Here is a 16,979-nt window from a genome sequence, read left to right as displayed (position 1 = left end):
AGATTAAGATCTATCACCCTCGTAGGTTGCTAATAGGTTTATTGAATCACAACATAACGTTGCTGAATAATCTTTCTGAAACTTTCGCTCGTACTTGCCCAATCAACAATATCGACTTTCCAAACTAAATCTGATTCTGAAAAGGCTTCTCGCAAATGATCACTTTCTAAAAAAGTTAAGGGCGTATCTGTAATAATAGCCAGATCGAGATCAGAATACTTTTTAGCTGTGCCTTTTACTCGTGAACCGAATGCCCATACCGATAAATTCGGTACATATTTTTGTAGAATTTCTTTTACGATACGTAATTCTTCAGGCTGAATATCAAGGCTATAATCACTTATCATCTTGGTTTCTCTGGCGTAATTGTTCTACTAAAAAACGGCTTTGCTCAAGAAAATCACTTATTCGGCTATAAACGGCATCCGCTTTTTGCTGATCATAAGTGTGCGAAGTTATATTACGCATATCTCGATACTCTATCCACTTGCTCATATCATTGATCAATCCTAAACGTAACGCTTCACGTAAAATATCTTTAAAACCGTAGCCACCGACATCATCATTATTAATCGCTTCTTGTTGTAATTGGCGTTTCATCATTTTTAAACTGAGTTCATAAACGAATTCGAATTTCTGAATAGCACCGGCAATTAAAGTATCTTGAACAATCCATTTTTGTTGATTAAACCATGCTAAATCCGAAAGCTGTTTGATTGTTTCTTCTAATGAATAAAATGCGTCTTCCAATGCATCTATCTTTAAACGCTCAACCATTAATTACCTCTCCTTAACTATTTATTCTGCCGAGAATTTACAAAAAAATTCAAAATTTTTAACCGCTTACTATTTAGTGTACCAACCCAATATTAGCGGCTAATAAGATACAAATAACACCGCAAACTTTATTCATTGTAGCACCTATTTGTCGGTTGTTCCGCAGTAAATTTCCGAATGGAGAAGCTAAAAAGATTAACACAATAACCCAAACCGTAGTGGTTGAAAATGAGGTTAATCCTAATAAGAAAAAGGGTAAAAAAATATTTTCCACGTTTGGGGCAATAATGTTAAAAAGAATAAAATTACTTTAGGATTCAATAAGCTAGCCAGCAATCCTTGACGACAAATTTGCCATAACGGTAATTTGTATAAATTTATTTACTTGACTAAAAACGGCTCTCGCCACATTTTAATCCCTAACCAACATAAATATGCACAAGAAACCCAGTCAAAATCCCAAATGAGGACATTAAACCGGCTTTTTTACCCTCTACAATCGTTCGGGTAAGAATATAAATCGTATCGGAACCCTGTGTCAGATTCAGTAAAATACAAGCGGTCAAAAATCCCCAATAATTAACAATATCACTCATCTACGTGCTAACCTAAAGTTATCAATAGTTAATAAAGTAATCGCTAGCGCTAAGCAAATCATTAACAGATAGGATTTGGAATCCAATACTTCGCCAATCATAAATGAAACGCAAAGCATCACCAGCGGTTCCACATAACCGAGTAAACCAAGCACATTGACCGGTAATAAATTACTGGAAGCAATATATAAAATAAACGCCGCACCGTTGACTAAGCCGAACAGTGCCAAGAAATAATAGATATGCTGATTGTTAGCCCACATCGGCTGCATATCGGTTTGAGCAATAAAATAACCGGCAAACGGCATCACTAACAGCAATTCAACGAAAAAGGTGGCAAGCGTATTAATACCGAAATAGCGGCGTAGCGTAATGTACAGCGGATAACCTACACCGGCGACAATAGTCGCCCACGAAAACGAACCGGTCAGCCAAATATTGGAAACCACACCGATCACCGCAAAGCCGAGGGACAGCCATTTTAACAGGGTAAAATGCTCTTTAAACACAATTTTACCTAACGCCACCGCCACAATCGGCAGCAATAAATAACCGATCGAAACTTCAATTGCTTGCCCGTTGTTCGGCGCCCATAAAAATAACCAAAGCTGAATGCCGGTATTCAAAGCAAGCAATAAAAGCACCAAGACAAGCGGTGGATTTTGCTTAATTTTTTGCCAAAGCTGCTGAAATTTCGCCGTTTGTTTAAACAGTAAAATCGCCAATAAAATAAAGGGCGCTAGCACCACAATACGGAAGCCAAACATACTTTCGCCATTGAGCGGACGTAATAAGATCGCAAAGTAATAGCCCAATCCAAATAAGAAATTGGCGCTCATACAGCATATTATGCCCTTTAACATTTAATTCTCCGCGATCACTTTTTTACGCTGTTTTCGGATACTGAAAAGACCGTCTAAAATTAAGAAAAATACTGCGATCACCAAACAGGTCATCAGAAAATAGGAGTTAGGCTCCAATCGCTCACCGATTAAAAATGAAATAATCATCATAAATGTCGGCTCTAAGTAGCCTAATAAGCCAAGCACATTAAACGGCAATATGGTGCTGGCTAATGTATAGGAAAGTAGCGCCGAACCACTCACTACACTTAGAGCCACAATAAAGTAGTAAATATTCGGATTTTGCGCATAAATAAAATCCATATCAGTATTCCGAATAAAATACAGCGAAATTGGAATTAGGAATATAATTTCGAAGATAAAACTATAGATATTACTTAGCTGGAATTTCCGACGGATATGGAAATAAATAGGATAACCAACAAAAACAAAAACGCCTTCCCAAGAAATACCTCCGGCAAAAATAACACTATTTAACACGCCTAATGTTGCAAAAATAATCGCTAGCCATTTAACACGGGATAAACTTTCTTTATAAACCAAACGTCCGAAAGCCACCATGACGATCGGCATCAGCAAATAACCTATTGAAACTTCTAAGGCTTTGCCGCTATTTGGTGCCCACAAGAAAAGCCACATTTGAGAACCGACAATTGCGGAAGTTATTAAGATAATGAAAATTAAATGAGGCTGTTGTTTCAAACGCTTCGCAAAAGCAAAAAATTCATGTTGTTTCTTTAATACAAAAATCGCTAAAAATAAAAATGGCAAGGTAACAACCATACGAATGCCGAATAAGCTCTCACTGGAAAGCGGACGTAATAAAGTGGCGAGATAATACATTCCACCGAATAATGTAGAAGCAGAAAGTGAATAAATAATACCGAGTTGCATATAGACAGATAAAAGTAATCTGCCCCGTAGATGGGGCAGAGAAAAGATTAAGATTGTTTATAATTTTTTAAGAAGTTAGCGAGGCGTCCCAATGCTTCTTCAATTTGATGCGTATAAGGCAGTGTTACAACACGGAAGTGATCCGGTTTATGCCAGTTAAAGCCTGTGCCCTGTACTAGCAATACTTTTTCTGCTTGTAATAAGTCGTAAATAAATTTCGTATCGTCTTTAATACCATACATTTCCGTGTCAATTTTTGGGAACATATAGAGTGCACCTTTCGCTTTCACACAAGAAATGCCCGGAATTTGTACCAACAACTCATACATTTTATCTCTCTGTTCTAATAAACGTCCGCCTGATAACACAAACTCATCAATACTTTGGTAACCACCGAGTGCCGTTTGAATTGCGTGTTGCATCGGCGTATTGGCACATAAACGCATTGAAGACAGCATATCCAAGCCCTCAATAAATCCTTTCGCATGTTTTTTCGGCCCGCTTAATACCATCCAACCTTGACGGAAGCCGGCAACACGATAGGCTTTCGATAAGCCGTTATAAGTTACACATAATAAATCCGGCGCAAGTGCCGCAATATGGTGGTGAACCGCCCCGTCATAAATGATCTTTTCATAGATCTCATCTGCAAAAATAATCAGATTATGCTGACGAGCAATTTCAGCAATCTCTAATAAAACAGAACGGCTATAAACCGCACCGGTCGGGTTATTCGGGTTAATCACCAAAATGGCTTTGGTACGAGGTGTGATTTTCGCTTTAATATCTTCAATATCCGGAAACCACTCGTTTTCTTCATCACACAGATAATGTACCGCTTTGCCACCGGCAAGCGTCGATGCCGCTGTCCAAAGCGGGTAATCTGGCATTGGAATTAAAATTTCATCGCCGTCATTCAGTAACGCTTGCATCGACATAGTAATTAATTCCGAGACACCGTTACCGATATAGACATCATTTACATCTACGCCACGAATCCCTTTAGATTGATAATATTGAACAATCGCTTTACGTGCTGAATATAAGCCCTTTGAATCACAATAGCCTTGCGCTTTCGGTAAATTGCGAATCACATCAACTAAAATTTCATCTGGCGCTTCAAAGCCAAATGGCGCAGGGTTACCGATATTAAGTTTTAAAATTTTATGTCCTTCTTCCTCAAGGCGAATTGCCTCTTTATGAATCGGCCCACGGATATCATATCGAACCTGTGCTAATTTATCTGATTTAGGGAAACGTTCCATTGTGTTTGTCCTGTTATGTTTTAGGTAAATTGGTGGTTTATTTTAGAAAATTGTTCAACTTTACTCTGATTTGGTAGGAATTTAAAGAGGAAATAAGCTAAAATAACCACCTTTTTTTACAATAGCTAAAAACTAGCGGTTAAATTCTTTAGAAATTTTGCAAATGTCTATTTTTAATCAATTAAAACAACAACTTAGCGAACAACCTACGGAAAACAAAACACACTTTGGTTTGATTGAATATCAAGCCTCCGTGCAATTTCCTGAAGAAAATGTTGCTTTATTGAACTGGTTAAAGGCGCAGGAACATTATCCGCATTTTTTTTGGCAAGCTCGCGACACTGATCAGACCATTGCTAGTGTCGGAACCGCTAAATCGTTTTCCAGCCTTGAAGAAGCGCAGCAATTTGTAACACAAACGCAGCTTGGTTTAGTCGGCGGCATTCAATTTGAAGGCAATTGCCAATTTATTCTGCCTCGTTTGCAATTAGTAAAAAATCAGCAAAATCTGACCGCTTATTTCTACTTGAATGAAACTGAATTAGCCCAACAAGCGGTCATTTTTGAACAATTTTTTGCGAATTTCACCCAAACCTTACCGCTTGAATTAACGGAAAATAATCTCCTTTCTCTGACTTCCGTTTACGACTTTGATAGCTGGCAACAAAATATTGAGCGAGCAATTAGTTATATTCAACAAAACAAATTTAACAAAGTGGTACTGGCCAATGCGAAAACATTGCAATTTGAACATGAGCTGTCCGCTTATGATCTACTTGCAGCTAGTCAAACCACTAATTTAGGTTGCTATCATTTTATTTGGGCGGAGAATGCCGACTCGGCATTTGTCGGCTCAAGCCCTGAACGCTTATATCATCGAAAAAGTGATCAATTGAATACGGAAGCGTTGGCTGGTACAGCTCCGGTAACCGACAGTGCAATACAAACCGAATTAAATGCGGAATGGTTACTCACTGATCCTAAAAATATTTATGAAAATCAATTGGTTGTAGATGATATTCAAATGCACTTGGGTGATTGCACCACAGAATTTGTCGTCAACCAAGCGGAAATTAAGCGTCTGCATAATGTGCAACATTTACGCCGTAAAATCGCTGCCCAATTAAAACCCAATATGAGTGATGCCGATTGTCTCGCTCGTATTCATCCGACTGCAGCTGTTGCCGGCTTACCTCGCCAAGCAGCAAAACAATTTATTGCGGAATATGAACAATTCTCACGTTGTTGGTATGCCGGCACATTCGGTTATTTACAACCGGACGAGGCGGAATTTTGTGTTGCTTTGCGTTCTGCGCAAATTGAACACAACCGCGTTACGCTCTACGCTGGTGCTGGAATCGTGGAAGAATCGGAACCGCAATCGGAATGGCAAGAAATTGAACGTAAGTCATTAGCATTAGCTAAGCTACTTAAAGTGAATTAAGACAAAAAATGGCAGGTATAAACCTGCCATTTTGTTTTATTCGGCTAAGCCGATAAATAGCGCTAATAATAATGGTGCAACCACATTCACGATAAAACCGAAGCTGATTGCCAGCGGTACAACTTGCGTACCGCCCGATTTTTGAATCACCGGCAACATACAATCTAGCGAAGTTGCTCCGCCTAGCCCGACAGCAGTAGAAGGAAATGCTCTCATAAAAAACGGAATGGTAAATAAACAGAGGATCTCACGAGAGAGGTCATTAAAGAAAGCAATGCTGCCATATATCGGCCCCCAAGCGTCATTCACCAACACGCTAGATAATGAGTACCAACCAAATGCCGAAGCAAAAGTGAGCCCTTGCACAATGCTTAAATCCAATACCAAAGCAGCAATAACCCCACCGACAAGACTACTAACAACCATCACTAAAGAAGTATAAATTCCTCGTTTGTTAAAAAACACCTCTCGCAGAAGAATCCCACTATTACGTAACTGAATCCCAACACCAAAGATCATCACTTCTAACACATAAGTACTGGCGTGTAATGGGAAATCTAATGTGCCTTTGCTCACAAAACCAACGACTCCGCCGGTAATGGTAGTACCGATTAATTTAAATGAATCCATTAGCATTATCCAACGAGAAGGGATTTCTTTCGGATTTACTTCTTCACGAACCATCGGTTGCCATTTATCGTAAATCGTTAAACCGATAATATTCGAAAATTGAATAATTAAACTCAAACCGAGCGCAATCCCACCGATTTGCGGCAACTTACTGCCAATATCATCTAACTGCCCGAGCGAAATTCCCATCACAAATAAAATCAAATATAAACAAATAGTTACGACCTGATTAACAACCTGCAATTTGCCTTTACCGACTTTAAATAAATAGCCCAAAAACAAGGGAGTCAGCACAATGACTAAACCGTATAACATTTCATCTTCCTTATCGTTACATATTTTTTGAGTTGAAATTTTAACGGTCCCCCCATAAAATAAAACTGTTTTTATATACAGCTAAATTATAAATAATCTAAATCATATGGCAATGCAACGCAAAATAATTCACATTGATATGGACTGTTTTTATGCTGCAATCGAAATGCGAGAAGATCCGACTTTAATCGGTAAACCTGTTGCTGTTGGCGGTTCTGTTGAAGGTCGAGGTGTACTGACCACTTGTAACTACGAAGCCAGAAAATTCGGCTTGCACAGCGCGATGCCGACTGCTCAGGCATTAAAACGTTGCCCGAATCTGATTCTTGTACCAGTTAATATGCCGCTATATAAATCGGTTTCCGAGCAGATTCATCAAATATTTCGCCGCTATACTGATATTATTGAACCGCTTTCATTGGACGAAGCTTATTTAGATGTGACAAATTGCCAACAATGTTCCGGCTCCGCAACTTGGATTGCTCAAGAAATTCGCTCGACAATTTGGAACGAACTATATTTAACCGCCTCCGCTGGCATTGCACCGCTGAAATTTTTGGCAAAAATCGCTTCGGATCAAAACAAGCCGAATGGACAATGTGTGATTTCTCCGGAAAATATGACCGCTTTTATTTATGATTTGCCGCTAAAAAAGCTCCCTGGTGTCGGTAAAGTAACCAATGAAAAACTGGCACAACTGGGATTACATACTTGCGGAGATATTCAGCATAGCAATAAAGCTTTTATTTACAAGACATTTGGTAAGTTTGGACAACGACTTTGGGATTTCAGTCATGCGATTGATAACCGGCAAATCGAAGTAAATCGCCCTCGTAAATCCTTAGCGGTTGAAAATACGCTACCGACCGATATTTGGTCTTTAGAGGAAGCCGAACAAATCGTTGATAAATTATTTAATAAACTCGTATTTCGTTTACAACGAAATTGGGGGGAGCGTTCTCTGCAAGAATTTAAAAAATTAGCGATCAAACTAAAGTTCGGTGACTTTACGCAAACTACCTTGGAGCGCACTACTGACGGTCTGTCATTAGAACGTTTTATCGAATTACTTCAACAAGTTTGGCAACGGACAAATCATCGTTCGGTACGCTTAATCGGGCTTTCGGTTCATTATCCGACAGAAAAAGTTAAAAAACAGTTAAATTTATGGGAATAATTGTTGCTAACGGCTTGAATTCTTATAAAATTACCTCATTTAATAACCCGTTTTTCCTCACTCTTTTTTGGAGATTTATCTATCTATGGCAAAAAGAATTGTCTTATTTTTATTAACTAACTTAGCGATTACCTTCGTACTCGGTATTGTGTTAAATATCATTTTCCAAGTAACCGGTATTCAAGGCGGTAGCACTGCTGGTATTTTAATGATGTCGCTTTTATTCGGCTTCGCGGGTTCTTTAATCTCATTATTTATGTCAAAAAGCATGGCATTACGTTCCGTTGGCGCAGAAGTTATTCAACAACCTCGCAACCATGCGGAACAGTGGTTATTTGATACGGTACGACGTCAATCACAGCAAGCAGGCATTCCAATGCCGGATATTGCGATTTATCACTCTGCCGATGTCAATGCATTTGCAACCGGAGCAACAAAAAGTAATTCGTTAGTCGCAGTAAGTACCGGTTTATTGGATAACATGACCGAAGATGAAGCTGAAGCAGTGGTTGCGCATGAAATTGCACACATTGCAAACGGTGATATGGTAACGATGACCTTATTACAAGGCGTACTGAATACCTTTGTTATCTTCTTATCTCGTATTATTTCAACCGCTGTTGCAAGTGGTAAAGATGAAAACGGTAATAACACACAAAACACCTTAGTTTTCTGGATTGTGGATATCGCTTTACAAATGATCTTTGGTGTAATCGCAACCATGATTGCGATGTGGTTCTCACGTTACCGTGAATACCGTGCGGACGCTGGTTCGGCACAATTAGTCGGCAAAGAGAAAATGATTGCGGCGCTACAACGTTTACAACACGTACACGAGCCACAAGAAATGGAAAGTTCTCTAGCGGCATTTATGATTAACGGCGTACGTTCTAAAGAATTATTTATGAGCCACCCGCCACTTGAAAAACGTATCGAAGCGTTAAGAAACTTATAATCGACAAGCGGTCTGATTTTGCAAAAAAATTGCAAGAATAGACCGCTTTTTTATTACGATTAAAATATAAAAGGATAAAGCATAAAAAGTAGTAACAAATAGCGCACTAACTTTCCTAATGTAATGAAAAATACCGTTTGCCAAATATTCAATCTGAGCCAGCCTGCCATACCACATAATACATCGCCAATAACCGGTAAGCTCGTCAGAAGAAGCGCAAACACACCATATTTTTCACATAAAGACAGCGCTAATCTTGCGGAACGATGTTGCAAATTAACCGGCTTAGGAATTAATAGCCCCATCGCATAAGTGACGATACTGCCGAGGCTATTGCCTAATGTGGCAATCAAAACTAACCACAGCATACTTGCAGAAAAAATCGTTTGTTCCGCCAATAAATTTTTTGATGCTAAAGCACTAAAAATTAATTCAGAATTACCGGGCAAAACCGTCGCACTTAAAAAAGCGCTAAGGAACATTGAGATTAATTGGTTTTCTTCTGAGAAAAAGAAACTAAATACGGAACTAAAATAATCTATCATGCTAATTTGTAATATTTTTGTTAATAAAATGATTGGTGTATTTTAACTAAAATTTTCAATTAAGTTTCAATTTGATTTGCATCAAAATTCGCTTTTGATTTACCTCAATATAATGGCAATTTTATTTTGAGTATTGCATTAACAGGTCTATAATTCTCAACAATTTCTGTAATTTTTCAAATTTATATTTAAGGATTATAAATGTTCTCACCTGCTGAAATGGCAAAAATCGCTGAAGACGGTGCAGTCTATAAGGCAACTAAACACCAATTATATTCTTTCATCTCGGCAATTTTAGCAGGCGGTTTCATCGCTCTTGCTTTTGTCTTTTACACCACAACACAAACCGATGCGGCAGATGTGCCGTGGGGGATGGCAAAACTCGTCGGAGGTACCGTTTTCTCTTTAGGCGTTATCTTATGTGTCGTATTCGGTGCGGAATTATTTACTTCATCAACACTAACCGCTGTTGCGAAAGCGACACATCGTATCACTTGGTTCCAAATGTTTAGAAACTGGTTCATTGTGTATGGCGGTAACTTTATCGGTGGTTTGAGTATGGTTGTACTTATTTGGCTTTCCGGTCAAATTATGGCGGCAAACGGTCAATGGGGATTAACCATTCTTAAAACGGCACAACACAAAATTCATCATACTTGGATGGAAGCTTTTACCTTAGGTATTTTATGTAACATTATGGTTTGTCTTGCGGTATGGATGGCAAATGCCGGTAAAAGTCTAACAGACAAAGCGTTTATTATGATTATGCCGATTGCATTATTCGTATCATCAGGCTTCGAGCACTGTGTTGCAAATATGTTTATGATCCCGATGGGTATGATGATTTCGCAATTTGCATCACCTGAATTCTGGACGGTTATTAATGTCGATCCAGCACAATACGCAGACTTAGATTTATATCATTTTATTGTTAAGAATCTTATTCCGGTAACATTAGGAAATATTGTCGGCGGGGTGTTCTTCATCGGCTTAGTACAATGGTTCTTATATATTCGTAAACACTAATAAAATTTCGATTTAAGCGGTTTAATTTGTGTAATTTTTTGCAAAAAGACCGCTTATAAAACTTAATTTACTAACAAACAGAGGACTTAAAATGACTCAACTAACTGAAGCTCAACAAAAAGCATGGGCAGGGTTTACTGGTGGCGACTGGCAAACTGAAGTAAACGTACGTGATTTTATCCAAAAAAACTATACTCCATATGAAGGCGATGAGTCTTTCTTAGCTGGCGCAACAGCTGCGACAACTAAGTTATGGGAAGAAGTAATGGAAAAAATCAAAGTTGAGAACAAAACTCACGAGCCGTACGATATTGATTGCGAAATTCCATCAACGATTACTTCTCACAAAGCGGGTTATATCGATCAAGCTTTAGAGAAAATCGTAGGTCTTCAAACTGATGCGCCATTAAAACGTGCGATTATCCCGTTTGGTGGTATCAAAATGGTTAAAGGTTCTTGCGATGTTTATCGTCGTACCTTAAACCCTGAAGTAGAAAAAATCTTTACTGAATATCGTAAAACACACAACCAAGGTGTATTCGATGTTTATACTCCGGACATTTTACGTTGCCGTAAATCGGGTGTAATTACCGGTCTTCCGGATGCTTACGGTCGTGGTCGTATTATCGGTGACTACCGTCGTTTAGCCGTATACGGTGCGGATTTCTTAATGAAAGACAAGCAAAAACAATTTGCTTCATTACAACCTCGTTTAGAAGCGGGTGAGGATATCCAAGCAACAATCCAATTACGTGAAGAAATCGCAGAACAACACCGTGCATTAGGTCAAATCAAGCAAATGGCTGCATCATACGGTTTTGACGTTTCTCGTCCGGCTGAAACTGCACAAGAAGCGGTTCAATGGACTTACTTCGCATACCTTGCCGCAGTTAAATCACAAAACGGTGCGGCAATGTCATTCGGTCGTGTATCTTCATTCTTAGATATCTATATCGAACGTGACTTAAAAGCAGGAAAAATTACCGAAGAAGAAGCGCAAGAGTTAATCGACCACTTAGTAATGAAATTACGTATGGTGCGTTTCTTACGCACGCCTGAATACGATCAATTATTCTCAGGCGACCCAATGTGGGCAACCGAAACTTTAGCTGGTATGGGCTTAGACGGTCGTACATTAGTAACTAAAAACAGCTTCCGTATCTTAAATACCCTTTACACAATGGGTCCATCACCAGAACCAAACTTAACTATCCTTTGGTCTGAACAATTACCGGACGGATTCAAACGTTATTGTGCAAAAGTATCTATTGATACTTCATCAGTACAATACGAAAACGATGACTTAATGCGTCCTGACTTTGATAACGATGACTATGCAATCGCATGTTGCGTATCTCCAATGGTTGTTGGTAAACAAATGCAATTCTTCGGTGCACGTGCAAACTTAGCGAAAACAATGTTATACGCAATTAACGGCGGTATCGATGAGAAATCTGGTGCACAAGTCGGTCCGAAAACTTCACCAATTACAGACGAATACTTAAACTTCGACGATGTAATGGATCGTATGGATCACTTCATGGATTGGTTAGCAACACAATATGTGACCGCATTAAATATCATCCACTTCATGCACGATAAATACAGCTACGAAGCGGCATTAATGGCATTCCACGATCGTGATGTATTCCGTACAATGGCATGTGGTATCGCAGGTCTTTCTGTTGCGGCGGACTCATTATCTGCAATTAAATACGCAAAAGTTAAACCAATTCGCGGCGACATCAAAGATAAAGATGGTAACGTAGTGGCTTCAAATGTAGCGTTAGACTTTGAAATTGAAGGTGAATATCCGCAATTCGGTAACAATGACAACCGTGTAGACGAAATCGCTTGTGACTTAGTTGAACGTTTCATGAAGAAAATTCAAACGCACAAAACTTACCGCAATGCAACTCCAACACAGTCAATTCTTACTATCACTTCTAACGTGGTTTACGGTAAGAAAACTGGTAATACGCCTGACGGTCGTCGTGCTGGTGCTCCATTTGGACCGGGTGCAAACCCAATGCACGGTCGTGACCAAAAAGGTGCGGTTGCATCATTAACTTCTGTTGCAAAACTTCCATTTGCTTATGCGAAAGATGGTATTTCATATACCTTCTCGATCGTACCAAACGCATTAGGTAAAGATTACGAAGCACAAAAACGTAACCTTGCAGGCTTAATGGACGGTTACTTCCATCACGAAGCAACTGTTGAAGGTGGTCAACACTTAAATGTAAACGTATTAAACCGCGAAACATTATTAGACGCGGTTGAGCACCCAGAAAAATATCCACAATTAACAATTCGTGTATCTGGTTATGCGGTACGTTTCAACTCTTTAACCAAAGAGCAACAAATGGACGTAATTACCCGTACCTTCACTGAAAGTATGTAATCTAAATTTGCAAAACTTTTAGAAAAATCAACCGCTTGCGGCATTTATGCCACAAGCGGTTTTTTGTGATCTCGCTCGAAAAAATGGCTATTCATTTACACAGCTTTAGAAATATTGTTTATAATTACAGTATTCTATATGGGAGAAAGAGATGCTTAAGCAAGATTTAATTCGTTCCTCTGTGGCAGAATATCTGACCTTTATCACGGCAACAGGGGAAAGCCAAGTTGATGCTATTTACTCTGATGAAAATGTTTGGCTAAGCCAAAAAATGATGGGAGTACTTTATGAGGTAGAGTCTCATACTATTACTTACCATTTACAAAAAATATTTTTTGATAAGGAATTAGATGAAAATTCAGTTACTCGAAAATTTCGAGTAACTGCCCAAGACGGAAAAAACTACCAGACGAAGCACTATAATTTATCTGCCATTATTGCAGTTGGTTATAAAGTCAATTCCGAGCGAGCAGTACAGTTTCGCAAATGGGCAACTGAAATTGTACAGAGCTTTGCGATTAAAGGCTTTGCGATGGACGATGAACGGCTAAAAAATGACGGCACTATTTTAGGCAAAAAATACTTTGAAGAACAGCTCGCCCGCATTCGGGAAATTCGATTATCCGAACGCAAGTTCTACCAAAAAATCACCGACATTTATGCAACCGCAGTGGATTACGACCGTACCGCCACTGCCACCAAACGCTTTTTTGCTACAGTACAAAATAAATTGCACTGGGCAATTCACGGACATACTGCTGCTGAGCTGATTATGGCAAGAGCCAATGCCGAAAAACCGAATATGGGGCTAACGAATTGGAAAGACGCTCCGCAGGGTAAAATTTATCCCTTTGATGTAGTCGTTGCCAAAAATTACCTGTCTGACAATGAGCTGGCACAATTACAACGGCTGGTATCGGCTTATTTAGATATGGCAGAAGATATGGCAGAACGCCAAATTCCTATGACAATGGCAGATTGGGAAACCCGCCTCAATCGCTTTCTTGCCGCCACAGACCGAGAAATTTTACAAGATGCCGGTAAAGTTACTGCTGAAATCGCTAAATCGTTTGCTTTAAGCGAATTTGAAAAATACCGAGTGAAACAAGATTTGAGTTATGAAAGTGATTTTGACTTACTGGTAAAAGAGATAGCAGCCAAATACCACGCAGGTTAGGTTTGCAAATTTTTACGGAAAACTGACCGCTTGTAAGCGGTTGGGATAGCCTTAAAACAATATACTTTAAAATAAAACAGCCCTGAATTGGGCTGTTTGTCAATAAATTGAGTACGCTAAATACAATAAATTTGTTTTGAACCTTTCGATTTAGGTTGGTAACACTGACCTCTAAAGTGAGCGGGAATACCTTTTAATCGTTTCACTTCTTTCGCCTCTTTCCCATTGATATAAGCATCAGTTTGATAGCCGTTTCCGCCCGTTGTCATTGCTAGATTGATATTGATGAAACTCACCACCGTGCCATTTGCAAAAGTATGGCTCTGTTCTTGCATTCCGTTTGAGCAGTTTTCGACTTTACTTTTAGTTAGCTTACCGTTTTTAAGATAGTAACCTGTGGAATAGCGTTGTCCTTAACCATAGTCTTCATTGCAGGCAACGGCAGGTAAGGAAATGGTAAGTACGAATAAAGTAAGTAGAAATTTCTTCATTTTTACTCCCTATGTATGGTAAACAGCAAATTCTCGGTAACTAAAGATTGTATAGCGAAATACCGATTGTAATAAACGGTGTAGAACTTACTTAGGTTTTCTCAGAAAAAAGATTTTTCCAAAACTTTCTGTATCATAGTAATTATAACTTATATCCTCACTATGAACTATCTCATATCCAGCATTTAAATAACCCATTAAGTCAGTTTGAAATTTATCATAATCATTATGAGTGTCATTATGATAAAACGGCTGAGCTATTTTTAGTAGCTTATAATCATACATATATTATTCCCGCCAGCTATTTGTTTCAGGATTATATTCAATCGAATTAGGGCAGTAAGAGCCACTTACTCTAATTGATATAGTCTCTCCTCCACCAAAAGGAGATGTACTATATCTACAGGTACGAAATGAAGCACCAAGATTTCCATTTGAAATACCATCTATACTATACATTGTAATCCAGTCAGCAAAAGCACTTACAGACGTTCCTAAACCAATAGTTAAAACAGCTAATTTTCTTAAACTACGCATAATGTTCTCCTATTAAGGTTAATTAAGAATTTGTTTTCTTCCAAAACGGAACTTGAGGTTTGCCAAAATCATTTTCTCCCTCATTACCTTTTTTAAAAGCAAGAGTAATCAGGCAACTAATAGAAAGTACGGCCATTACCAAATTAATTAGAAGCTTAATATCAGAAGTAATCAGCAAGGTAAAAGGTGAAAGAATATCTATCCACAAAATAGTTTGGAATAAATTAGTATTCGTCGCTTTTTTATTGAGATCGTGTATGCGTCTAACAATATGGGAATATTTAAACACCAGAACTAATGCAACAACTGCAAAAATTACGGCTAAACCTAAAAAATCCTCTGCGGAGCCAAATGTACCACGCATTGTTCTATTACTTATATTTTGGTTTATTAGTGTTATAAAACCCGTAATAAACAGATAAATTATTGTAAAAACAGGTAAAAATAAACCATAGTGTAATCGTCCAATTCTCCCATTAAACCCAAAGAAAAAACCGAAAAAATTTTTTAAGCTATTCATTTTTTATCTCCTATAAAGAAATTTTAGTTAGTAGGTGAATAATTTTTGCTAATTGTATTCCTCTACTGGTATTCAGTCAATGCACAAAATCACAAAAAATTATGCCATAAACGCATAATTTTATGAGATAGCTATGGCACAACTGATTTCAACAGACATCGACCGTCTTGTCGGTCAACGCATTCAACAAAAACGCAGAGAAATGGGCTATTCGGCGGAGAGGCTGTCGGAGTATGTGGATATTTCTCAACCACAACTTTCACGCTATGAACGAGGGGCAAATAAAATCAACGTGGCACATTTGGTAGCGATTGCGACCTTTTTGAAAACGCCGATCAGTTACTTTTTTGCCGATTGTATGGAGGGCTTCGATTGGAATAGCGATGAAGCCGACCGATATTGGCAGGAATTAACCCAAACGCAAAAATCGCTATTAGTAGATTTTCTGAAAGAGATCAAAAAATAGTTGGGATTTCTCGCTGAGTAAAGTTTGACGGCTTGATTTATTTCTGCGAACAATCTAAAAATTTGCTACAATTTGTCAAAATTTTTTGAGGTTCGAGGTAAGCAAATGTCTGTTGTTGGACGTATCCATTCTTATGAATCCTGTGGCACGGTAGATGGTCCGGGGATTCGCTTTATTCTTTTCTTGCAAGGCTGTTTAATGCGTTGTAAATATTGCCATAATCGAGATACTTGGGATCTGGACGGTGGCAAAGAAATTACCGTTGAAGAGCTGATGAAAGAAGTAACGACTTACAAGCATTTTATGAAAGCAACCGGTGGCGGTGTAACAGCTTCGGGTGGGGAAGCAGTGTTGCAAATGGAGTTTGTGCGTGATTGGTTCAGAGCTTGTAAAGCAGAAGGTATTAACACTTGCTTAGATACTAACGGTTTTGTTCGTAGCTATAGCCCTGTGGTTGATGAGATGCTGGAAGTTACCGATTTAGTTCTGTTAGATTTAAAACAGCTAAACGATGAAGTTCACCAAGATTTGGTCGGTGTGTCTAATAAACGCACGCTGGATTTTGCTCGTTATTTACACAAAATGAATAAGCCGGCTTGGATTCGCTATGTGGTTGTGCCGGGTTATACCGATGATGATGATTCTGCTCACCGCTTAGGGCAGTTTATTCGGGGAATGGATAATATTGAGAAGGTAGAGCTTCTACCTTACCACCGTTTAGGAGCTCATAAATGGGAAACCTTAGGCTATAAATATGAGCTGGACGGCGTGTTGCCACCACCGAAAGAAGATTTAGAGCGTATCCAAAAAATCATTGAAAGCTATGGGCATAGCGTAAAATTCTAAATACAAGCGGTTATATTTTGTAATTTTTTTGCAAAAAATTATGTAAATATG

General features: G+C 38.6%; 18 protein-coding genes and 1 pseudogene. 8 read left to right on the top strand and 11 right to left on the bottom strand.

Annotation, left to right across the window (positions count from 1 at the left end):
• Window positions 1–38: 38 nt before the first annotated feature.
• From C228_RS0105360 to C228_RS0105335, 6 genes and pseudogenes are all read right to left on the bottom strand, one after another.
• Entirely contained in the window at window positions 39–347 is a 309-nt protein-coding gene (locus C228_RS0105360; protein ID WP_018651656.1) for a nucleotidyltransferase family protein, read from the bottom strand.
• Window positions 337–777, bottom strand: coding sequence for a nucleotidyltransferase substrate binding protein (locus tag C228_RS0105355; protein ID WP_018651655.1), 441 nt, complete (start codon window positions 775–777; stop codon window positions 337–339). Before C228_RS0105355 ends, C228_RS0105360 begins: the two co-directional genes overlap by 11 nt.
• A gap of 73 nt (window positions 778–850) precedes the next feature.
• A pseudogene (locus tag C228_RS15060) lies at window positions 851–1,373 on the bottom strand (LysE family translocator).
• The gene (gene rarD, locus C228_RS0105345) at window positions 1,370–2,236 is read right to left on the bottom strand and encodes an EamA family transporter RarD (RefSeq protein ID WP_081618463.1); all 867 of its coding nucleotides are present in this window, start codon (window positions 2,234–2,236) and stop codon (window positions 1,370–1,372) included. Before rarD (C228_RS0105345) ends, C228_RS15060 begins: the two are co-directional and overlap by 4 nt.
• A complete protein-coding gene (rarD, locus tag C228_RS0105340; RefSeq protein WP_018651652.1) occupies window positions 2,237–3,130 on the bottom strand; it encodes an EamA family transporter RarD in 894 nt (297 codons plus the stop codon).
• Window positions 3,131–3,177: 47 nt separating this feature from the next.
• Complete coding sequence (locus C228_RS0105335) at window positions 3,178–4,395, bottom strand: pyridoxal phosphate-dependent aminotransferase (protein ID WP_018651651.1); 1,218 nt, start codon at window positions 4,393–4,395, stop codon at window positions 3,178–3,180.
• A gap of 163 nt (window positions 4,396–4,558) precedes the next feature.
• On the opposite strand from C228_RS0105335, the gene C228_RS0105330 reads away from it, so the two are divergent.
• Window positions 4,559–5,839, top strand: coding sequence for an isochorismate synthase (locus tag C228_RS0105330; RefSeq protein ID WP_018651650.1), 1,281 nt, complete (start codon window positions 4,559–4,561; stop codon window positions 5,837–5,839).
• A 36-nt stretch (window positions 5,840–5,875) separates the two neighbouring features.
• Here the strand turns inward: C228_RS0105330 and C228_RS0105325 are convergent, their stop codons facing one another.
• Entirely contained in the window at window positions 5,876–6,784 is a 909-nt protein-coding gene (locus C228_RS0105325; RefSeq protein ID WP_018651649.1) for a LysO family transporter, read from the bottom strand.
• Window positions 6,785–6,890: 106 nt separating this feature from the next.
• On the opposite strand from C228_RS0105325, the gene dinB reads away from it, so the two are divergent.
• The gene (dinB, locus tag C228_RS0105320; RefSeq protein WP_026313200.1) at window positions 6,891–7,961 is read left to right on the top strand and encodes a DNA polymerase IV; all 1,071 of its coding nucleotides are present in this window, start codon (window positions 6,891–6,893) and stop codon (window positions 7,959–7,961) included.
• Window positions 7,962–8,046: 85 nt separating this feature from the next.
• Window positions 8,047–8,916 (top strand): protease HtpX, encoded by an 870-nt coding sequence (gene htpX, locus C228_RS0105315; protein ID WP_018651647.1) that lies wholly within the window; start codon window positions 8,047–8,049, stop codon window positions 8,914–8,916.
• A 59-nt stretch (window positions 8,917–8,975) separates the two neighbouring features.
• On the opposite strand, the gene C228_RS0105310 is transcribed toward htpX, so the two are convergent.
• Entirely contained in the window at window positions 8,976–9,461 is a 486-nt protein-coding gene (locus C228_RS0105310; protein WP_026313199.1) for a YqaA family protein, read from the bottom strand.
• Window positions 9,462–9,662: 201 nt separating this feature from the next.
• Between C228_RS0105310 and focA the strand changes: the two genes are divergently transcribed.
• The 3 genes from focA to C228_RS0105295 all read left to right on the top strand — a co-directional run bounded on the left by focA (window position 9,663) and on the right by C228_RS0105295 (window position 14,068).
• On the top strand, window positions 9,663–10,487 hold the full coding sequence (focA, locus tag C228_RS0105305; RefSeq protein ID WP_018651645.1) for a formate transporter FocA: 825 nt from the start codon (window positions 9,663–9,665) through the stop codon (window positions 10,485–10,487).
• A 91-nt stretch (window positions 10,488–10,578) separates the two neighbouring features.
• The gene (gene pflB / locus C228_RS0105300; RefSeq protein ID WP_018651644.1) at window positions 10,579–12,891 is read left to right on the top strand and encodes a formate C-acetyltransferase; all 2,313 of its coding nucleotides are present in this window, start codon (window positions 10,579–10,581) and stop codon (window positions 12,889–12,891) included.
• 151 nt (window positions 12,892–13,042) lie between these two features.
• Window positions 13,043–14,068 (top strand): virulence RhuM family protein, encoded by a 1,026-nt coding sequence (locus tag C228_RS0105295; protein ID WP_018651643.1) that lies wholly within the window; start codon window positions 13,043–13,045, stop codon window positions 14,066–14,068.
• A 116-nt stretch (window positions 14,069–14,184) separates the two neighbouring features.
• On the opposite strand, the gene C228_RS0105290 is transcribed toward C228_RS0105295, so the two are convergent.
• The 3 genes from C228_RS0105290 to C228_RS0105275 all read right to left on the bottom strand — a co-directional run bounded on the left by C228_RS0105290 (window position 14,185) and on the right by C228_RS0105275 (window position 15,616).
• Window positions 14,185–14,403: a hypothetical protein gene (locus C228_RS0105290; RefSeq protein ID WP_018651642.1), complete on the bottom strand. Its 219-nt coding sequence runs from the start codon at window positions 14,401–14,403 to the stop codon at window positions 14,185–14,187.
• A gap of 444 nt (window positions 14,404–14,847) precedes the next feature.
• Window positions 14,848–15,096, bottom strand: a complete 249-nt coding sequence (locus C228_RS0105280) for a hypothetical protein (RefSeq protein WP_018651640.1) — start codon at window positions 15,094–15,096, stop codon at window positions 14,848–14,850.
• A gap of 22 nt (window positions 15,097–15,118) precedes the next feature.
• Entirely contained in the window at window positions 15,119–15,616 is a 498-nt protein-coding gene (locus C228_RS0105275) for a DUF805 domain-containing protein (protein ID WP_018651639.1), read from the bottom strand.
• Between the two features lie 133 nt (window positions 15,617–15,749).
• On the opposite strand from C228_RS0105275, the gene C228_RS0105270 reads away from it, so the two are divergent.
• Together C228_RS0105270 and pflA are read left to right on the top strand one after the other, a co-directional pair.
• Complete coding sequence (locus tag C228_RS0105270) at window positions 15,750–16,082, top strand: helix-turn-helix domain-containing protein (RefSeq protein WP_018651638.1); 333 nt, start codon at window positions 15,750–15,752, stop codon at window positions 16,080–16,082.
• Window positions 16,083–16,187: 105 nt separating this feature from the next.
• Window positions 16,188–16,928: a pyruvate formate lyase 1-activating protein gene (pflA, locus tag C228_RS0105265; RefSeq protein ID WP_018651637.1), complete on the top strand. Its 741-nt coding sequence runs from the start codon at window positions 16,188–16,190 to the stop codon at window positions 16,926–16,928.
• The last annotated feature ends 51 nt before the right edge of the window (window positions 16,929–16,979 follow it).

It is taken from the genome of Actinobacillus capsulatus DSM 19761 (assembly GCF_000374285.1).
GTDB classification, from domain to species: domain Bacteria; phylum Pseudomonadota; class Gammaproteobacteria; order Enterobacterales; family Pasteurellaceae; genus Actinobacillus; species Actinobacillus capsulatus.
This window is presented reverse-complemented; position numbering and strand designations above follow the sequence as displayed.

Excerpts from the sequence above, each read along its gene's own strand:
- C228_RS0105335 (WP_018651651.1), bottom strand. The coding sequence starts at position 4,395 with ATGGAACGTTTCCCTAAATCAGATAAATTAGCACAGGTTCGATATGAT.
- C228_RS0105290 (WP_018651642.1), bottom strand. The coding sequence starts at position 14,403 with ATGCAAGAACAGAGCCATACTTTTGCAAATGGCACGGTGGTGAGTTTC.
- C228_RS0105295 (WP_018651643.1), top strand. The coding sequence starts at position 13,043 with ATGCTTAAGCAAGATTTAATTCGTTCCTCTGTGGCAGAATATCTGACC.
- C228_RS0105330 (WP_018651650.1), top strand. The coding sequence starts at position 4,559 with ATGTCTATTTTTAATCAATTAAAACAACAACTTAGCGAACAACCTACG.
- C228_RS0105310 (WP_026313199.1), bottom strand. The coding sequence starts at position 9,461 with ATGATAGATTATTTTAGTTCCGTATTTAGTTTCTTTTTCTCAGAAGAA.
- htpX (WP_018651647.1), top strand. The coding sequence starts at position 8,047 with ATGGCAAAAAGAATTGTCTTATTTTTATTAACTAACTTAGCGATTACC.
- C228_RS0105270 (WP_018651638.1), top strand. The coding sequence starts at position 15,750 with ATGGCACAACTGATTTCAACAGACATCGACCGTCTTGTCGGTCAACGC.
- focA (WP_018651645.1), top strand. The coding sequence starts at position 9,663 with ATGTTCTCACCTGCTGAAATGGCAAAAATCGCTGAAGACGGTGCAGTC.
- C228_RS0105280 (WP_018651640.1), bottom strand. The coding sequence starts at position 15,096 with ATGCGTAGTTTAAGAAAATTAGCTGTTTTAACTATTGGTTTAGGAACG.
- C228_RS0105360 (WP_018651656.1), bottom strand. The coding sequence starts at position 347 with ATGATAAGTGATTATAGCCTTGATATTCAGCCTGAAGAATTACGTATC.
- dinB (WP_026313200.1), top strand. The coding sequence starts at position 6,891 with ATGGCAATGCAACGCAAAATAATTCACATTGATATGGACTGTTTTTAT.
- pflB (WP_018651644.1), top strand. The coding sequence starts at position 10,579 with ATGACTCAACTAACTGAAGCTCAACAAAAAGCATGGGCAGGGTTTACT.
- pflA (WP_018651637.1), top strand. The coding sequence starts at position 16,188 with ATGTCTGTTGTTGGACGTATCCATTCTTATGAATCCTGTGGCACGGTA.
- rarD (WP_018651652.1), bottom strand. The coding sequence starts at position 3,130 with ATGCAACTCGGTATTATTTATTCACTTTCTGCTTCTACATTATTCGGT.
- rarD (WP_081618463.1), bottom strand. The coding sequence starts at position 2,236 with ATGTTAAAGGGCATAATATGCTGTATGAGCGCCAATTTCTTATTTGGA.
- C228_RS0105325 (WP_018651649.1), bottom strand. The coding sequence starts at position 6,784 with ATGTTATACGGTTTAGTCATTGTGCTGACTCCCTTGTTTTTGGGCTAT.
- C228_RS0105275 (WP_018651639.1), bottom strand. The coding sequence starts at position 15,616 with ATGAATAGCTTAAAAAATTTTTTCGGTTTTTTCTTTGGGTTTAATGGG.
- C228_RS0105355 (WP_018651655.1), bottom strand. The coding sequence starts at position 777 with ATGGTTGAGCGTTTAAAGATAGATGCATTGGAAGACGCATTTTATTCA.